Origin of the sequence: Variovorax sp. dw_954, from assembly GCF_018449755.1 — a bacterium.
Lineage (GTDB): Bacteria > Pseudomonadota > Gammaproteobacteria > Burkholderiales > Burkholderiaceae_C > Variovorax.
The window spans coordinates 561,580-579,561 of sequence record NZ_JAAVVD010000002.1 but is presented as its reverse complement, the minus strand read 5'-3'; the positions used below and the strand labels follow the sequence as shown (position 1 = coordinate 579,561).

15 protein-coding genes are annotated in these 17,982 nt (G+C 66.7%); 10 read left to right on the top strand and 5 right to left on the bottom strand.

Annotation, left to right across the window (positions count from 1 at the left end; genetic code table 11):
- Positions 1–4: 4 nt before the first annotated feature.
- Entirely contained in the window at positions 5–6,316 is a 6,312-nt protein-coding gene (locus tag HB681_RS05800; RefSeq protein ID WP_213953814.1) for a HAMP domain-containing protein, read from the bottom strand.
- 534 nt (positions 6,317–6,850) lie between these two features.
- On the opposite strand from HB681_RS05800, the gene HB681_RS05795 reads away from it, so the two are divergent.
- From HB681_RS05795 to HB681_RS05770, 6 genes are read left to right on the top strand one after another with little or no spacing between them, the layout of a single operon-like run.
- Positions 6,851–7,705, top strand: a complete 855-nt coding sequence (locus tag HB681_RS05795) for an STAS domain-containing protein (protein WP_213953813.1) — start codon at positions 6,851–6,853, stop codon at positions 7,703–7,705.
- A 12-nt stretch (positions 7,706–7,717) separates the two neighbouring features.
- On the top strand, positions 7,718–8,098 hold the full coding sequence (locus tag HB681_RS05790) for an STAS domain-containing protein (RefSeq protein ID WP_213953812.1): 381 nt from the start codon (positions 7,718–7,720) through the stop codon (positions 8,096–8,098).
- Complete coding sequence (locus tag HB681_RS05785) at positions 8,082–8,486, top strand: anti-sigma regulatory factor (RefSeq protein WP_213953811.1); 405 nt, start codon at positions 8,082–8,084, stop codon at positions 8,484–8,486. The genes HB681_RS05790 and HB681_RS05785 overlap by 17 nt, the downstream gene beginning before the upstream one ends.
- A complete protein-coding gene (locus HB681_RS05780) occupies positions 8,477–9,520 on the top strand; it encodes an ATP-binding SpoIIE family protein phosphatase (protein ID WP_213953810.1) in 1,044 nt (347 codons plus the stop codon). The genes HB681_RS05785 and HB681_RS05780 overlap by 10 nt, the downstream gene beginning before the upstream one ends.
- Positions 9,520–10,410: an ATP-binding protein gene (locus HB681_RS05775; protein ID WP_213953809.1), complete on the top strand. Its 891-nt coding sequence runs from the start codon at positions 9,520–9,522 to the stop codon at positions 10,408–10,410. Before HB681_RS05780 ends, HB681_RS05775 begins: the two co-directional genes overlap by 1 nt.
- Positions 10,407–12,401 carry a response regulator gene (locus HB681_RS05770; RefSeq protein WP_213953808.1) on the top strand — a complete coding sequence of 665 codons (1,995 nt, stop codon included), beginning with the start codon at positions 10,407–10,409 and terminating at the stop codon, positions 12,399–12,401. Before HB681_RS05775 ends, HB681_RS05770 begins: the two co-directional genes overlap by 4 nt.
- A gap of 6 nt (positions 12,402–12,407) precedes the next feature.
- Here the strand turns inward: HB681_RS05770 and HB681_RS05765 are convergent, their stop codons facing one another.
- Positions 12,408–12,686 (bottom strand): hypothetical protein, encoded by a 279-nt coding sequence (locus tag HB681_RS05765; protein ID WP_213953807.1) that lies wholly within the window; start codon positions 12,684–12,686, stop codon positions 12,408–12,410.
- Positions 12,687–12,831: 145 nt separating this feature from the next.
- Positions 12,832–13,029, bottom strand: coding sequence for a hypothetical protein (locus HB681_RS05760; RefSeq protein ID WP_213953806.1), 198 nt, complete (start codon positions 13,027–13,029; stop codon positions 12,832–12,834).
- A 167-nt stretch (positions 13,030–13,196) separates the two neighbouring features.
- On the opposite strand from HB681_RS05760, the gene HB681_RS05755 reads away from it, so the two are divergent.
- Positions 13,197–13,865, top strand: coding sequence for a nitroreductase (locus HB681_RS05755; RefSeq protein ID WP_213953805.1), 669 nt, complete (start codon positions 13,197–13,199; stop codon positions 13,863–13,865).
- A gap of 44 nt (positions 13,866–13,909) precedes the next feature.
- On the opposite strand, the gene HB681_RS05750 is transcribed toward HB681_RS05755, so the two are convergent.
- Positions 13,910–14,737, bottom strand: coding sequence for a crotonase/enoyl-CoA hydratase family protein (locus HB681_RS05750; RefSeq protein ID WP_213953804.1), 828 nt, complete (start codon positions 14,735–14,737; stop codon positions 13,910–13,912).
- A 146-nt stretch (positions 14,738–14,883) separates the two neighbouring features.
- Between HB681_RS05750 and HB681_RS05745 the strand changes: the two genes are divergently transcribed.
- Entirely contained in the window at positions 14,884–15,276 is a 393-nt protein-coding gene (locus HB681_RS05745) for a DUF488 family protein (protein WP_213953803.1), read from the top strand.
- A 14-nt stretch (positions 15,277–15,290) separates the two neighbouring features.
- Here HB681_RS05745 and HB681_RS05740 read toward each other — a convergent pair whose 3' ends face one another.
- Positions 15,291–16,013: a Crp/Fnr family transcriptional regulator gene (locus tag HB681_RS05740; protein ID WP_213953802.1), complete on the bottom strand. Its 723-nt coding sequence runs from the start codon at positions 16,011–16,013 to the stop codon at positions 15,291–15,293.
- Positions 16,014–16,133: 120 nt separating this feature from the next.
- On the opposite strand from HB681_RS05740, the gene HB681_RS05735 reads away from it, so the two are divergent.
- Positions 16,134–16,901, top strand: coding sequence for a class II aldolase/adducin family protein (locus tag HB681_RS05735; protein WP_213953801.1), 768 nt, complete (start codon positions 16,134–16,136; stop codon positions 16,899–16,901).
- 163 nt (positions 16,902–17,064) lie between these two features.
- Positions 17,065–17,880: a substrate-binding domain-containing protein gene (locus tag HB681_RS05730; RefSeq protein WP_213953800.1), complete on the top strand. Its 816-nt coding sequence runs from the start codon at positions 17,065–17,067 to the stop codon at positions 17,878–17,880.
- Positions 17,881–17,982 lie beyond the last annotated feature (102 nt).

Here is a 17,982-nt window from a genome sequence, read left to right as displayed (position 1 = left end):
CGGGCTACTTGCATAGCCAGCCTCGCAGCACGACCAGCAGGTGCGCCGTTTCAACGGGCTTGGACAGGTAGTCCCAGGCGCCGGCCTCGATGCATTTCTCGCGGTCGCCCTTCATCGCCTTGGCCGTCACCGCGATCAGCGGCAGGTGCTTGCCGCTCGGCAGCTTGCGCAGCTCGCGCATGGTCTGCATGCCGTCCATCTCCGGCATCATGATGTCCATCAGCACCACGTCGATGTCGGGGTCGTCCTGCACCAGCTGGATCGCGTCGCGCCCGTTCTCGGCGGAGACGACCTCCATGCCCTGCTCTTCCAGCACCGTCGCCAGCGCGAAGATGTTGCGCACGTCGTCGTCGACGATCAGGGCCTTCTTGCCGGTGAGGATGCGCGAGGCATCGTTCGCGGCCTCCACCGCGATGCGCTCCTGCTGCGTCATCGAGGCCACGCCGCGATGCAGGAGGAAGGCTGTCGCGTCGATCAGGCTCTCAAGCGAATCCGCGGTGCGCAAGGTCGAACCCTGCTGCCCGTATTCCCATTGCGAGGCCGAGCCTCCCTCGGAGGTGCGATGCAGCAACACCGGCAACTGCCGGGCCGCGGTGCGTGCATCGATGTATTCGGCCAGGTCGTTGCGGCTGAAGCCCTTCAGCTGGCCGTCGGTCACGAGGCAGTCGACGTCGCCCTTGGCCAGTTCCCCGCGCAGCGCATCGGCGGCCTCGACCACGACCGGCCGCAGGTCGCCGTTGCCCAGCGCCGCAAGGTATTTCTCGCGCACCGGCGAAGGCTGCATGACGACGAGCAGCTTCTTCGCGCTCGACTGCACGAAGGCATGCAGGTGGCGCAGCGCCACGTCGACCTCGTCGATCGATTGCAGCGGCTTGGCCAGGAAGCCGATGGCGCCGGAGTTGAGTGCGCGTTCGCGCGAGTCGTCGGTGGAGACGACACAGATCGGTATGTGCCGCGTGCCCAGGTCCGCCTTGAGCCGCTCGAGGATGCGCAAGCCCTGCATGTCCGGCAGGTGGATGTCGAGCGTGATGAGCGCCGGCCGGTAGTCGCGGATCAATGCCAGCGAGCCCGCGCCGGTCGGGCTCACCAGGCCCTTGAAGCCGCAGCGCCGGGCCGCCTGCAGCAGCATCTTCGAGAACGGCAGGTCGTTCTCCACGATGAGCAGCACCAACTCGCCGGGCAGGATGCTTTCGCGGTCGTCATCGGCCACGTTGATGGAGGTGAGGTCCTCGGCATGCAGTTGCGCAGGCACGGACGTCGAAAGCGAGGGCTGCAGCACGCGTTGCAGCGTCTCGTCGGCCAGGCTGCGTTTCACCAGCGCCGACTCGATCGCGGCGGTCCGGCCCGGCCGCAAGCTGCGCGACGGGCTGTAGCTTTGCGGCAGGTACAGCGTGAAGGTGCTGCCCTCGGTCGGCGCGCTGACCAGCCGGATCTCACCGCCCAGCAGCCTTGCAAGCTCGCGGCTGATGGCCAGGCCCAGGCCCGTGCCGCCGTACTTGCGCGAGGTGGACCCGTCCGCCTGCTGGAAGGCCTCGAACACGATCTGCTGCTTGTCCGCCGAGATGCCGATGCCGGTGTCGGACACCGAGAAGGCGATCACGCTGCTGGCGCGGTTGAGCTCCTCGTTGTCGCGCGACCAGCCGCCATCGGCCGTATTGATCGACAGCGCCACCGAGCCCTGGTGCGTGAACTTGAAGGCGTTCGACAGCAGGTTCTTGACGATCTGCTGCAGCCGCTTGACGTCGGTGACGATGGTCTCGGGGAGCATGCCTGTCGCGCGGATCTCGAAGCCCACGTGCTTGGCCTCGGCCACGTGCTGGAAGCTGCGTTGCACCGAGCGCTGGAGATCGTCCAGCCGAAGCTCGCTCACCTCCACTGCCACGGTGCCCGACTCGATCTTCGACAGGTCGAGGATGTCGTTGATGAGCATCAGCAGGTCGTTGCCCGACAGGTGGATGGTCTTCGCGAACTCGACCTGCTTCGACGTCAGGTTGCCGCCGCTGTTCTTGCACAACTGGTCCGACAGGATCAGCAGGCTGTTGAGTGGCGTGCGCAGCTCGTGCGACATGTTTGCGAGGAATTCCGACTTGTACTTGGAGGTGAGCGCGAGTTGCTCCGCCTTCTCTTCCAGCGCCTGCCGGGCCTGCTCCACTTCCTGGTTCTTGCGCTCCACTTCCTGGTTCTGGTGCACCAGCAGGCGGGCCTTTTCCTGCAGTTCCTCATTGGTCTGCTGGAGTTCCTGCTGCCGGTTCTGCAACTCTTCGGCCAGCGACTGTGACTGCGTCAGCAAGTGCTCAGTCCGCATGTTGGCCGAGATGGTGTTGATCACGATGCCGATCGATTCGGTCAACTGGTCGAGGAAGGCCTGGTGCGACGGATTGAAGCGCTCCAGCGAGGCCAGCTCCATCACGCCGCGCACCTCGCCCTCGAAGATGATGGGCAGCACGATGACGTCCATCGCCGCGCTTTCGCTGAGGCCAGTGGCGACGCGGAAGGCGGTGCTCGGCACGTTGGTGAGCAGGATCTTGGCCTTGTCGACCGCGCACTGGCCGACGAGGCCCTGGCCCAGTTCGAGCTCCTTGCCGTGCGCGTTCTGGCCGCCGGAGGCGTAGCTGGCGACCAGCTTGAGCTTGGTGGTGTTGCCGGCGTTGCCGAGCACATAGAACTCGGCCTGCTGCGCACCGACCACGGGTGCGAGTTCGGACAGGATCAACTGGCCGACGGTGAGCAGGTCCTTCTGGCCTTGCAGCATGCGGCTGAACTTGGCGAGGTTGGTCTTGAGCCAGTCCTGCTCGGTGTTCTTCTGCGTGGTGTCCTTCAGGTTGCGGATCATCTCGTTGATGGTGTCCTTGAGGGCGGCCACTTCGCCTTGCGCCTTCACCGTGATGGAGCGCGTCAAGTCGCCTTGCGTCACGGCGGTCGCCACTTCTGCAATGGCGCGCACCTGTGTCGTGAGGTTGGCGGCCAGCTGGTTCACGTTTTCGGTGAGGCCCTTCCACGTGCCCGCGGCGCCGGGTACCTTGGCCTGGCCGCCGAGCTTGCCTTCCACGCCGACTTCGCGTGCCACGGTGGTCACCTGGTCGGCGAAGGTGGCGAGCGTGTCGGTCATGCTGTTGATGGTCTCGGCCAGGGCCGCGATCTCGCCCTTGGCTTCCACGGTGAGCTTCTGCTTCAGGTCGCCGGTGGCCACGGCGGTCACCACCTTGGCGATGCCGCGCACCTGGCCGGTGAGGTTCCCGGCCATGAAGTTCACGTTCTCGGTGAGGTCCTTCCAGGTGCCCGAGACGTCGCGCACCTGTGCCTGCCCGCCAAGCCGCCCTTCCGTGCCCACCTCGCGCGCCACCCGCGTGACTTCGGCGGCGAAGGACGAGAGCTGATCCACCATCGTGTTGATCGTGGCCTTCAGCTCCAGGATCTCGCCCTTCACGTCCACCGTGATCTGCTTGGACAAGTCGCCAGCCGCCACGGCCTTGGTCACGTCTGCGATGTTGCGCACCTGCGAGGTGAGGTTCGACGCCATCAGGTTCACCGAGTCGGTCAAGTCTTTCCACGTGCCGGCCACGCCCTGCACGTCGGCCTGCCCGCCCAGGATGCCCTCTGTTCCCACTTCCAGTGCCACGCGCGTCACTTCCGCGGCGAAGGAACGCAACTGGTCCACCATCGTGTTGACGGTGTTCTTCAACTCCGAGATCTCGCCCTTCACGTCCACGGTGATCTTCTTGGACAGGTCGCCCGCTGCCACCGCCGTCGTCACTTCCGCGATGTTGCGGACCTGGGACGTGAGGTTGCCGGCCATGAAGTTCACCGACTCGGTCAGGTCCTTCCACGTGCCGGCCACCCCCTGCACGTCGGCCTGCCCGCCCAGGATGCCTTCCGTGCCTACCTCGCGCGCCACGCGCGTCACTTCGGCGGCGAAGGAACGCAACTGGTCCACCATCGTGTTCACCGTGGCCTTGAGTTCCAGGATTTCGCCCTTCACGTCGACCGTCACCTTCTTCGACAAGTCGCCCGCCGCCACGGCCTTCGTCACGTCCGCGATGTTGCGCACCTGCGAGGTGAGGTTCGACGCCATCGAGTTCACCGACTCGGTCAAGTCCTTCCACGTGCCGGCCACGCCCTGCACGTCGGCCTGGCCGCCCAGCTTGCCTTCGCTGCCCACCTCACGGGCCACGCGCGTCACTTCAGCGGCGAAGGACGAGAGCTGGTCCACCATCGTGTTGATGGTGTTCTTCAGTTCGGAGATCTCGCCTTTCACTTCCACGGTGATCTTCTTGGTCAGGTCGCCCGCAGCCACGGCCGTCGTCACTTCCGCGATGTTGCGCACCTGCGAGGTCAAGTTGCCGGCCATGAAGTTCACCGACTCGGTCAAGTCCTTCCAGGTGCCGGCCACGCCCTGCACGTCAGCCTGCCCGCCGAGCCGTCCTTCGGTGCCGACCTCGCGCGCCACCCGCGTCACTTCCGCGGCGAAGGAACGCAGCTGGTCCACCATCGTGTTGATGGTGGCCTTGAGCTCCAGGATCTCGCCCTTCACCGCCACGGTGATCTTCTTGGAGAGGTCGCCTGCGGCCACGGCCTTCGTCACGTCCGCGATGTTTCGGACTTGCGACGTCAGGTTGCCGGCCATCGAATTGACCGAGTCGGTCAGGTCCTTCCAGGTGCCCGACACGCCTTCCACTTCCGCCTGGCCACCAAGCCGGCCCTCGGTGCCCACTTCACGCGCCACCCGCGTCACTTCGGCGGCGAAAGATGACAGCTGGTCCACCATCGTGTTGACCGTCGCCTTCAGCTCGAGGATTTCGCCCTTCACGTCCACGGTGATCTTCTTGGAAAGATCGCCCGCCGCCACCGCCTTCGTCACGTCCGCGATGTTGCGCACTTGCGAGGTGAGGTTCGACGCCATCGAGTTCACCGAATCGGTCAAGTCCTTCCACGTGCCGGCCACGCCCTGCACTTCGGCCTGCCCGCCGAGCTTGCCTTCGCTGCCCACTTCCCGCGCCACGCGCGTCACCTCGGCGGCGAAGGACCGCAACTGGTCCACCATCGTGTTGATGGTGTTCTTGAGTTCTGAGATCTCGCCCTTCACGTCAACGGTGATCTTCTTGGACAGGTCGCCGGCGGCCACGGCGGTCGTCACCTCGGCGATGTTGCGCACCTGCGACGTGAGGTTGCCGGCCATGAAGTTCACCGATTCGGTCAGGTCCTTCCACGTGCCCGCAACGCCCTGCACGTCGGCCTGCCCGCCGAGCTTGCCCTCCGTGCCCACTTCGCGCGCGACCCGCGTCACCTCCGCCGCGAAAGAACGCAGCTGGTCCACCATCGTGTTGACGGTGTTCTTCAGTTCCAGGATCTCGCCCTTCACGTCCACGGTGATCTTCTTCGAGAGGTCGCCCGCAGCCACCGCCTTCGTCACGTCCGCGATGTTGCGCACCTGCGAAGTCAAGTTGCCGGCCATCGAGTTCACCGAGTCGGTCAGGTCCTTCCACGTCCCCGACACGCCTTCCACCCGCGCCTGCCCGCCCAGCGAGCCTTCCGTCCCCACCTCGCGCGCCACCCGCGTCACTTCCGACGCGAAGGACCGGAGCTGGTCGACCATCGTGTTGATCGTGTTCTTCAGCGTGAGGAACTCGCCCTTCACATCCACGTCGATCTTCTTGGAGAGGTCGCCCTTGGCAACGGCAGTCGTCACGTCCGCGATGTTGCGCACCTGGTCGGTCAGGTTGCCGGCCATCGAGTTCACCGAGTCGGTCAGGTCCTTCCACGTCCCGGCCACGCCCTTCACCTTGGCCTGCCCGCCCAGCTTGCCCTCGGTGCCCACCTCGCGCGCGACGCGCGTCACCTCGGCGGAGAAGTCGCCGAGTTGTTCCACCATCTTGTTGATCGTCTTGGCCGTGCGCAGGAACTCGCCTTCGAGTTCGCGGCCGTCGACTTCGAGCGCCATGCTCTTGGACAGGTCGCCCTGCGCCACCGCGCCGATCACGCGCGCCACTTCGGTGGTCGGATGCACCAGGTCGTCGATCAGCGCATTCACGCATTCGATCGACTGCCCCCAGAAGCCGCGTGTCTCGGAAAGCATGGCGCGCTGCTTGAGCTTGCCTTCCCTGCCCACCACGCGGCGCAGACGGACCAGCTCTGCAGCCAGCGTGGCGTTCTGGTCGACCACGTCGTTGAACACTTCCGCCACCCGGCCGGCGATGCCGGTCCAGTGCATCGGCAGCCGTACCTTCGCGTCGCCGAGGCGCAACCTGGAAAGCGCATCCAGCAAGAACTCGTATTCCTCCTGCGGCGCGGCCAATTGGAGCGTGTCGGGTGCATTCATGTTCGATCTTTCAGTCGATGGAGCAATACAGGTTCGCGCCTGCGAACTCGCAGGCCAGAGGCTGGCATGACGCCGAACTGTGTTGCCCTCATCCCATGGAAACACCGGCTGGGCCTCGACGACGAGGCCCAAAAACCCGGTATTCCGCTCTCCCGGCGCCGATATTTCAGGTTGACTCCCACAACCTTCACAGCGCCGTTGGCCAGTTCAGATGCGCAATCCCCTCGCGGCACGCACGCCTCGCCCGGGGGGATGTTGCACGCGGTCACATTCACCCCTTGTAGGAGAAATTCGCTCCTTCTCGTCGCTCCCCGCCCATGCGCCGCTGCAGGAAGTGGCAGGCCGGCGAACGCAAGCGTGTTGCCAAGCCTTCCCGCCCTTGTGGGACAACACGCCGCCGACGACAAGGAAAAATGCGCGTCAAAGGCGCCTGCAGGCACTTTGCATGGGTTCGAGGTTGACTATCTGTCACACTTGAAAAGCAATGCCCAAGGAGGGTCGCCACTTGTCTCCAACACTTCACCGAAGAATCCGATGACCCCTGACAACGCCGCGATCGACGCGCTTCTCACCGACTTGCACAGCGACATCACCCGCCAATGGCTCGATGACGTGGCCGCCTCGTCGCCGATGGGCGCCAATGCAGCCAATGCCACGGGCGAGGCGCAAGGCCTGATGAACGGGCTGCGCTCGGGGCTGCGCTCCGGCGCCGACCCGGCGCGCCTGGACCAGGCCGCCTGGGCGTCCCTGCGCGCGGCATTGGAGACGCTGTCCCAGTCGCGCGCCGCGCAAGGCGCCACGGCGGGCGAGACCAGCCACTTCGTGCTCGCGCTGAAGAAGCCTTTGTTCAGCGCGCTGCAAGAGCGGCTCGGCAAGGAGCCCAAGCAGTTGTTCGACGCGATCTTGGCAGTCTCGACCCTCCTCGACCACATGGCGCAGTGGACGGTCACCACCTATCAGGCCACGCGCGAAGACATCATCCGGCGCCAGCAGGAAGAGCTGCTAGAACTGTCGACGCCGGTCGTCAAGCTGTGGGAAGGCGTGCTGGCCGTACCCATGATCGGCACGCTGGACAGCAACCGGACCCAGCTGGTCATGGAATCGCTGCTCCAGCGCATCGTCGAGACCGGCTCCGAGATCGCCATCATCGACATCACCGGCGTGCCGACCGTGGACACGCTGGTCGCGCAGCACCTGCTCAAGACCGTGACCGCGATCCGCCTCATGGGCGCCGACTGCATCATCAGCGGCATCCGGCCGCAGATCGCGCAGACCATCGTCCACCTGGGCATCGACCTGCAGGGCATCGTCACCAAGGCATCGCTGGCAGACGCCTTGCTGCTGGCCCTGAAGAAGCTCGGCTACGTCGCGACCCGCACCAAGGCCTGAGCGAGGCACCCCATGGAACGCATTCCCATTCTGAAGATGGGCAAGTGCCTGCTCGTCACCATCCAGGTCGACCTGCAAGACCAGGTGGCGATGAGACTGCAGGACGACCTGTCGACCACGATCGAGGCCACCGGCGCGACCGGCGTGCTCATCGACATCTCGGCGCTGGAAATCGTCGACTCCTTCATCGGCCGCATGCTGGCGAGCATCTCGGGCATTGCGCGCGTGCTGGACGCCACCACGGTGGTCGTCGGCATGCAACCCGCCGTGGCCATCACGCTGGTCGAACTCGGGCTGTCGCTCGAGGGCGTGCGCACCGCGCTGAACGTGGAGCGCGGAATGGCCATGCTTCGCCTGCGCGACGGGGAAGGCGGCCATGACCTTGCCGACTGACGGCGCGATGCCCCTGCGCACGGAGCACGACATCGTCATGAGCCGGCAGACCGTGCGCAAGCTCACCCAGGAGCTCAAGTTCTCGCTGGTCGACCAGACCAAGATGATCACCGCGGCGAGCGAACTCTCGCGCAACACGGTGGTGTACGGCGGCGGCGGCGAGATGCGCTGGAGCATCGTCGCCAACGGCGTTCGCGCCGGCCTGCGCCTCGCTTTCGAAGACAAGGGCCCCGGCATTCCCGACGTCGACTTGGCCCTGACCGACGGCTGGACCTCGGGCAAGGGCCTGGGCGTCGGCCTCTCGGGCAGCCGCCGGCTGGTCAATGAATTTGATTTGCGGAGCGTGCCCGGCGAGGGCACCTGCGTGACCATCACGCGATGGAAATAAAAGCCATGGGGCCACACCTGGCCATGCCGATGATCGAGCCCACCCAGGTGGGCGAGGCACGCCGCGCCGCAGCCCGGCTGACGCACGAGATGGGCTTCGACGAACTGGCCAGCGGCCGCGCGGCACTGGTGGTGACCGAGTTGGGCACCAACCTCGCCAAGCATGCCAGGGACGGCATGCTGCTGCTCGGCTGCATCCCGGGCGCTGCGGGCGGGACGCTCGAGGTCCTGTCGCTGGACCAGGGCCCCGGCATCGCCGACTTGCGGCAATCGCTCGTCGATGGTCATTCGACCCAAGGCAGTCCCGGCACCGGCCTGGGCGCGGTGCGCAGGCTGGCGAGCGAGGCCCATTTCTTCTCGGTGCCCGGCAACGGCACCGCCATCGTGGCGCGCATCCATGCGAAGCCCGCGCCCGAGCGCGTCCTCGCCCATGGCCAGCCCTTCAGCGTCGGCGGCATCCGCCTGTCGGCGCCCGGCGAGACGGTTTGCGGGGACAACTGGGCCGTGCGCATGAACGGCAGCAAGGCGCGAGTCATGGTGGCCGACGGGCTCGGCCACGGCCCGCTGGCGGCCGAGGCCTCGCAGGCCGCCATGCAGGTCTTTGCAACGGCGGACGGGGCGCCGCATGCCGTGCTGGAACGCGCGCACGCGCTGATGCGCTCGACCCGCGGCGCCGCGGTGGCTATCGCCGAGCTCGATGCGGTGGCCCATTCGCTGCTGTTCGCGGGCGCCGGCAACATCGCCGGGCGCCTCCTCTCCGGCGTGGACGACCGCACGCTGATGTCGCAGCACGGCACGCTGGGCGTGCAGATCCGCAAGCTCGCCGACACCAGCTATCCGTGGCCCGAGCATGCGATGGTCGTCCTGCATTCCGACGGCATCAACTCGCGCTGGAACATCGATGGCGCCCTCGGCATCCTCCAGCAGGATCCCACGCTGATCGCAGGCTGGCTCCTGCGCAGCGGCCTGCGCGGCCGCGATGACGCGACCGTCGTGGTGATCAAGCGCGCACAGGCGCGGGGGCCTGCTCCGTGATGCACGAAACGCCGCTTCCCGATGCCGGGCTCGCAGCCCTCGCGGCCGACCAGGCGCAACAGATCGAGGCGCTGCAAGGCGAGCTCGACGAAACCAACCGCGGCGTGCTCGCGCTCTATGCCGAGCTCGACACGCAGGCCCAGCAACTGCGCCAGGCGACCGAACTCAAGAGCCGGTTCCTCGCGTACATGAGCCATGAATTCCGCACGCCGCTATCCACCTTCCGAAGCCTCGCGCGCCTCCTGCTGGACGAGGTCGACGGGCCGCTGACAGCGGAGCAGCGCAAGCAGGTGGAGTTCATACGGGCGACGGCCACCGAGTTCTCGGACATGGTCGACGACCTGCTCGACCTGGCCAAGGTCGAGGCTGGCCGCATCGACATCTCGCCCGAATGGTTCGACATGCTCGACCTGTTCTCCGCACTGCGCGGCATGTTCAAGCCCGTGCTCACCAACCCCGATGTCACATTGATCTTCGAGGAGCCGCAGCAGTCCGTCGCGCTGTTCACCGACGACAAGAAGCTGTCGCAGATCCTGCGCAACTTCATCTCCAACGCGCTGAAGTTCACCGCCGCCGGCGAAGTCCGGGTGTCCGCCGCGATGGAGGCGGACGAGCGCGTGACCTTCTCGGTGGCGGACACGGGCATCGGCATCTCGCCGCAGTACCAGTCGGAGATCTTCAACGACTACGCGCAGATCGACTCGCCGGTGCAGAAGCGACTGCGCGGCACCGGGCTCGGCCTCTCGCTGAGCAAGCGACTCGCGCAACTGCTGGGCGGCAGTGTCGGCGTGCGCAGCGAGGTCGGACAGGGCTCCACGTTTTTCGTCACACTGCCGCATCGACTTCCTCAGATCGATGGGGCTTCGCCGGGGAACGGAAACCCGCCATGAGCGAGCACACCCCCGAATTCCGGCCGATCGACCGGTCGCTGCACGAACTGCTGATCGTTGACGACGACCCGGCCAGCCGCTACGCGACGGCGCGCACCCTGCGCAACGCCGGCTTCCGCACACGCGAAGCAGCCAGCGGCGTCGAGGGTCTGCGGCTGGCCGACGACGGCGTCTCGGCCCTGGTGCTGGACGTGCACCTGCCCGACATCGACGGCTTCGAGCTGTGCCGCCGCCTGCGCTCGCGGCCGGAAACCAACCGCCTGCCGGTGCTGCACCTCACGGCCGCCTACGTGACCGACGAAGACAAGGTGCGCGGCCTGGACTCCGGGGCCGATGCCTACCTCACCCGCCCGGTGGAACCGGCGGTGCTGGTCGCGACCGTGCAGGCGCTGGTGCGCGCGCGCGTCGCGGAAGAAGCCATGCGCCGCAGCGAAACCAAGTTCCGCGCCATCTATTCCCACACGCTCACCGGCATCGGGCTGCTCGACGAGGAAGGTCGCCTGCTCGACGCCAACGCCGCCCTGCTGACACTGCTCGGGCGCAGCGCGGACGAGGTCAACGGCCGTGCGCTGGGGGAGTTCGTTCCGCCCGAGCTGGCGTCGAGCGTCGACGAATACATGCGCGGCACCAGTGAAATGCCGCAGCGCCGCGAGTTTCCGGCGTTGCGGCCCGACGGCAGCCTGGTGCATCTGGAGTGGAGCGTGTCCCCGCACATCGAGCGCAAGGTCAACATGGCGGTGGCCATCGACATCTCCGAGCGCGTGATGCTGGAAGAGCAACGCAGGCAGTTGCTCGACCGTGAACGTGCGGCGCGCGGCGAGGCCGAGCAGATCAGCCGCATGAAGGACGACCTCATCGCGGTGCTTTCGCATGAATTGCGCGCACCGCTCAACGTGATCATGGGCTGGGCGCACCTGCTGCAGAAGCGCGGTGCCAGCGAGGAAATCCTGCGCGGCCTGCGCGCCATCGAAAGCAACGGCCGCATCCAGGCCAAGCTCATCACCGACCTGCTCGACATGTCGCGCCTCAACCTGGGCAAGCTGCCGCTCATCTTCGAGTCGGTCGACCCGTCGGAGGTCGTCGCCAACGTGATCGAGGCCATGCGCCCCGCCATCGACGAGAGCGCGCACGTGCTGAACCTGCAGCTCGCGCCGCCGTACCGGCCGATCCTTGCGGACCAGGCAAGGCTGCAGCAGATCCTCTGGAACCTGATCAGCAATGCCATCAAGTTCTCACCCCGCGGCGGCGGCATCACGGTCGGCCTGACGGAGTCCGAGGAAGGCGTGACGCTCTACGTCTCGGACGAGGGACAAGGCATCGAGGCCCGCTTCTTGCCGATGGTGTTCGACCGGTTTGCGCAAGGGGACGCCTCCAGCAACCGGCAGCGCGGCGGCCTCGGCCTGGGTCTGGCCATCGTCAAGCAACTGGTCGAAGCGCACGGCGGCAGCGTGAGCGTCGAAAGCGCCGGCCCCGACCAGGGCACGACCTTCCGCGTCTGGCTGCCGGTCTCGGCGACGGCCCTGGTCGGCGTGGCCGGCGGCGAGGAAACGTCGACCGATGCGCAGCCCGCCGAGATGGCCTCGCTGCACGGTGTCAACCTGCTGATCGTCGATGACGACACAGAGTCCAACGCGATGCTAGAGATGATCCTGTCGGATCGCGGCGGCCAGGTGGCAACCGCCCACAGTTGCGATGCAGCGCTGGAATTGCTCGAGACCCTGAAGCCCGACGTGCTGATCAGCGACATCGGCATGCCCGGCAAGGACGGCTACACGCTGATCCGAGAGATCCGCAAGCGCGAGCAGGCCAGCGGCCACCACATGCAGGCCATCGCCCTGACCGCATTCGCGCGCGACCGGGACCAGCACCAGGCACTGGAGGCCGGCTTCGACGCCCACTGCGCCAAGCCGCTGCAGCCGCTCAAGTTGCTGTGGCAGATCCAGCGGGTACTTGGCCGGCTGCCGCAGAACACGGTGCCGGGCGCGCTATGACTATGACTACGACAGCCTGATCTGCTCGGCGAACTCGAAGTCCTCGCTGGACAGCAGCACCGGCTTGCGCGGCTCGGCGCGGTAGCGTTTGAGCGCCCTGCTCTGGATCTCCGGCGCGTGGCTCACGAAGGCATCGACCAGCGAGTCGCCGCCACCGGTCGCGCCGAAGTGATGGCGCAGCGGGTCTTCGCCGATCGCCGCGATGATGCGCGGCCCGTCGCCGCCCTCCGGATAGATCGCGAACTTCACCGCCGCCGTGTCGAAACAGTAGATCGCCTCGGTCATCACATCGTCTCCGTCTTGTAGGGTGCGAGGACGTTAGTGCGCGCAAACGTCGCATTCAAAGGCGGTTGTTCGATTCTTGGTGTGGGCGAATTCCTACGAAAACGCGCGTCTGCGTTCGCTTTCCCGACGAAACGACGGCGCCGTTCTAGCGCACCGGAAACTTGCTTGCCATGACGCGCCCGATCGGCGTGATCTCGTAGACCGCCGCGGGCGGCTGCGTGTGGCCCGACAGGGTCCGAACGGGCGCCTCGATCTCGCCCTTGACCAATCCCGCCAGCATCAGCACGCGCAACTTGTCGATGTCCTCCCCCGTGTTCAGGTAGATCGGGAGCTGGGCTTGCATGAGCCGCTGGAGCAATCGGAAGGACATCCCCCAAGTCTGCTGCACGATCGGGTCACTTCGAAATAACTGGATGCAGCGGTGGTGACAAGGTGCACACCCGTCGCGCTTTTCGAAGGCCCTGCGAGCGCGAGCCGGCCGATTCCACATCGGCCAGAATCAACCGCACCATGCATGTCCACGAAGCTGTCACCTCGCGCCGTTCCATCCGCTCCTTCCTGCCCGACCCCGTGCCGCCGGAAACCATCCGCAAGGTGCTCTCGCTGGCCGCGCGCGCGCCCTCCGGCGGCAACCTGCAGCCCTGGCACATCGACGTGATGGCCGGCGAACCGCTCGCCGCGCTCAAGGCCGAGATGCAACGGAACCTGCGCAATCAGGTGCAGGAATCACCTGCCTACGACGTGTACCCGCCGTCGCTGGTCTCGCCGTGGCGCGACCGCCGCTTCCAGGTCGGCGAGGCGATGTACGCGCGCCTTGGCATCCCGCGCGAAGACAAGGCCGCACGCCTGCGCTGGTTCGCCAACAACTTCGCCTTCTTCGGTGCGCCGATGGCGCTGTTCTGCTCGATCGACCGCCGCATGGGTCCGCCACAGTGGTCGGACTGCGGCATGTACCTGCAGACCGTGATGCTGCTGTTGCGCGAGGAAGGCCTCGACAGCTGCCCGCAGGAATGCTGGGCGATCTACCCCGAGACCATCGGCCGCACGCTGCAGTTGCCGCCCGAACGCATGCTGTTCACCGGCATGTCGATCGGCTGGGCCGACACCTCGCACCCCGTCAACGCGCTGGTCACCGACCGCGCGCCCATCGACGAAGTCGTGCGCTTTATCGGCGTCTAGGTTTGAATCGGCAATCGGCTTGACCGGCCGCCGCCCGCGTCCGCTCAGGTCGGCTCGACAAAGCGTGGCGCCCGCTTCTCGATGTTGGCCCTGACCGCCTCGGCCTGGTTCGCGCTGCCGATCAGCGCCTTCTGCTCGACCGACTCGGCCAGCAGCAATGACGCATCGTCCAGGTGCGTCGACGCATTCAGCAAGCGCTTGCCGGCGCGGATCGCATGCGGGCTCTTCGCCGCGATCTCGTGCGCCATCTGCAGGGCTACGGCCAGCGGGTCGGCCGCCAGGCGCGTGGCAAAGCCCATGCGCAAGGCCTCCTCGCCGGAGAAGATCCGGCCTGTGTAGGTGAGCTCGCGCACCACGTCCGCGCGCGCCAACTCGCGCATCAGCACCAGGCCGGCCATGTCAGGCACCAGGCCCCACTTGATCTCCATGACCGACATCTTGGTGTCCGGCGCAACGATGCGCACGTCCGCCCCGAGCGCCACCTGCAGGCCGCCGCCAAAGGCCACGCCATGCACCGCCGCGATCACCGGCACCGGCACCTGGCGCCACACCCAGGCGACCTGCTGCGCCGCGTTGGCGATGCCGTGCGTGCGCGCCACCAGATCCGCGCCGGCGGCGCCATCGCCGAGCACTTCGGCGCCATCGGCTTTCTGCATGCGCTGGAAGGACTGCATGTCGAGCCCCGCGCAAAAGGCCTTGCCCCGGCCGGAGATGACCACGGCGCGCAGGGCGAGGTCGTCGCGCAAGCTTTCGCCGGCCTCGATCAATGCGTCGAACATCGCAGCGTCGAGCGCATTCATCTTGTCGCTGCGAACCAGTTGCAGTTCGACCACGCCATCGGGGTGGCGGGTCCATTCGATACGATCATTCATGGGTGGCTCCTTTTTCGCGAGTATGCGTCCCGCTTGTGTAGTGAAGCTTGGGTCGCGTCGCAACGGCGACGCTTGTTCGTACTGCAACGGCGACGCTCGTTCGCGCCACGCCAGCCCCGCCAGCAATGAGAGACAAGAGACCAAACATGAGCATCCGAATCGTCCGCCTCGGCACTGACCGCGCGCCCGGCGAAGGCCTTCGCATCGGTACGGTCCGCCGCCCGCCGCGCGGCGTGCCGAAGGCCGAGTTCGCCAGCCAGAACTGGTACGACGTGTGGTACCCCAATCTCGCGCCGTCGGCCGAGACCATGAAGCTCGGCCAGGAAGCGCAGACCCCCGCGCAATGGACCGCCTTCACCCGCGCCTACAAGCGCGAGATGGCCGAAGCCGACGCAAGCCGCAGCCTCGACCTGCTCGCCGCCCTGTCGCACCAGACGGCGCTGGCGGTCGGCTGCTATTGCGAGGACGAGTCGCGCTGCCACCGTTCGCTGCTGCGCGGCCTGCTGCAGGAACGCGGCGCGGACATCGGGACGGACTGACGCCCGCGCGCGCTTTACCCGTTTTTCCCGCGCCGCTCCAGCGCATCGAAGGACAGGATGTCGATCCTGCCGTAGCCCAGCGCGATCAGCCCCTCCCGGGCCAGCGCGCCGAGCTCCCCCGAGAGCGTCTGCCTCGTCACGCCGAGCATCATCGCCAGTGCCTCCTGCGAGAGCGTCACGCGATCTCGCGCCTCCAGCGATTGCGTCGCGTCGCCGCGCGCCAGCGTGCAAAGCCGCCGCGCCACGCGCGCACGGAGGTCGCGCAGCGTGGCGTCTTCCATCAACGCGTAGAGAAAGCGCACCCGCGCCGCAAGCAGGGCCGCCATGGCATTGGCGAACACCACGTCGCGCATCAGTTCCGCGAAAGCGTCCGGCGGCACCACCAGCAGGTCGAGCGCCGTCAGCGCCGTGGCATCGTGCGTGCGCGGCGAACCATCGATCAACGAGATCTCGCCAAACCAGTTGCCGGGCTCGATCACCGAGAGAATGGCTTCGCGCCCGTCGTGCCGCAGCGTCGAAGCCTTCACCATCCCGCGCGCAAGCCCGTACAGGCCGGTGCCCGCGACCGTGACCGGATCACCCTGCCGGAACAGCATAGCGCCGCGCTGCCAATGCGTCAGTTCGGCCGCGCCGAGCAGGGCTTCCCGCTGGGCCGCGGGCATGCTGGCAAACCAGGGATTGGCAGCCATCGTGTCGCGGTGCGCGACAGGCAGGCGCGGTTTTGGAAGCGAGGACATCAGAGGCATCAATGGCATCGGCCAAGGGTTTACGTGCATCTCACACTGTCCATTTTCAGACAGTTTGTGCGCGGCCCGAGGCCTACAGTCTCCGCACCCCACGCAAAGGAGATCCATCCCATGAACGCCAACACCCAATCCGAAATCCAGAAGCTCGTGTCCGCCGAGGAATGGCAACTGCGCGTCGACCTCGCCGCCTGCTACCGCCTCGTCGCGATGTACGGCTGGAGCGACCTGGTCTTCACGCACATCAGCGCACGCGTGCCCGGCCCGGAGCATCACTTCCTCATCAACCCCTACGGCCTGATGTTCGACGAGATCACCGCGTCCAGCCTGGTCAAGGTCGACAAGGACTGCAACAAGGTCATCGACTCGCCCTACCCGGTGAACCCGGCCGGCTTCGTGATCCACAGCGCCATCCACGAAGTGCGCGAGGACATCCAGTGCGTGCTGCACACACACACCATGGCCGGCGTCGCCGTCAGCGCACAGAAGAACGGCGTGCTGCCGATCAGCCAGCAATCCACCTTCGTGCTGGCCTCGCTGGCCTACCACGGCTATGAAGGTGTGGCGATCCGCGACGACGAGAAGGCACGCCTCCAGAAGGACCTCGGCGACGCCAACTTCTACATGCTGCGCAACCACGGCCTGCTGACCTGCGGCAAGACCATCGCAGATGCCTTCCTCTCGATGTACACCTTCGAGAACACCTGCAAGATCCAGATCGCGGCGCAGGCCGGCGGTGGCGAGCTGACGCAGGTCGACCCACGCATCGTCGAAGGCGTGGGCCATGCGATGAAGGTGCAGACGGGCGGCATGGGCGGCAGCTTCGTCTGGCCGTCGCTGATCCGCAAGCTGGATCGCGTCGATCCGAGCTACAAGGACTGACGGGCACGCGGACGGTACCCTCATCGTCACGCACTGAGCCTGGCGAGCGGCTACAAGCGCATTGCCGCTGCCATCTCCTCGGTGGTGACCCTGAGCCCGTTGAAGGCGGATTGACAGCTTGGGGCCATAGGATCTGTCTTCACACATTCAAGGAGACAAGATCATGGCCCCGCGCAGTTTCAATCTCACCCGCCGTGCGGCGCTTCTTGGCGCGGCCCTCGCGCTCGCTGGCTGCGCCGGCCTCGGCGCCGGCCAGTCCGGCGCCGGCAGGACGATCAATGTCATGACCTCCGGCGGCTTCACCGCCGCCTACAACGAACTCACGCCGGCCTTCGAGAAATCCACCGGCTACAAGGTGCAGACAGCCTATGGCGCATCGATGGGTGCGGCGAGCGACTCCATTCCCAGCCGGCTCTCGCGCGGCGAGCCGGCCGACATCGTCATCCTCGCGCGGCCCGCGCTGGATGCGCTGGTCGCGCAGGGCAAGGTGATCGGCGGCAGCCAGGTCGACCTGGTGCGTTCGTCGATCGGCTTCGCAGTGCGCAAGGGTGCGCCCAGGCCGGACATCAGCACCGTCGACGCGCTCAAGCGCACCCTGATCGCAGCGCCGTCGATCGCCTACTCGGCCAGCGCCAGCGGCACCTACTACGAAACCGAGATGCTGAAGAACCTTGGCATCGAAGAACAGGTCAAGCCCAAGAGCAAGCGCATCCTGAGCGAGCGCGTCGGCACCATCGTGGCGCGCGGCGATGCGGCGCTGGGGCTGCAGCAAGTCAGCGAACTGCTGCCGATCGAGGGCATCGACTTCATCGGCGTCCTGCCGCCCGCGGCGCAGCGGGTGACCGTGTTCTCGGCTGGCGTCTCGACCAGCAGCAAGGATCCGGCGGCGGCGCGCCAGCTCATCGGCTTCTTCACCAGCCCGGGGGCGGCGCCGACGATCCGCGAGACGGGGCTGGAGCCCATCGCTGCGGCACCCTGAGCCCGCGCGGCCCGGCCCCACTCCGGCGCACGGGTTTGCGTCGAGATGGCCATGCAGCATCGACTCGAAGGGCTAAACTCGCCGGCCCTGCTCCGCATGGAG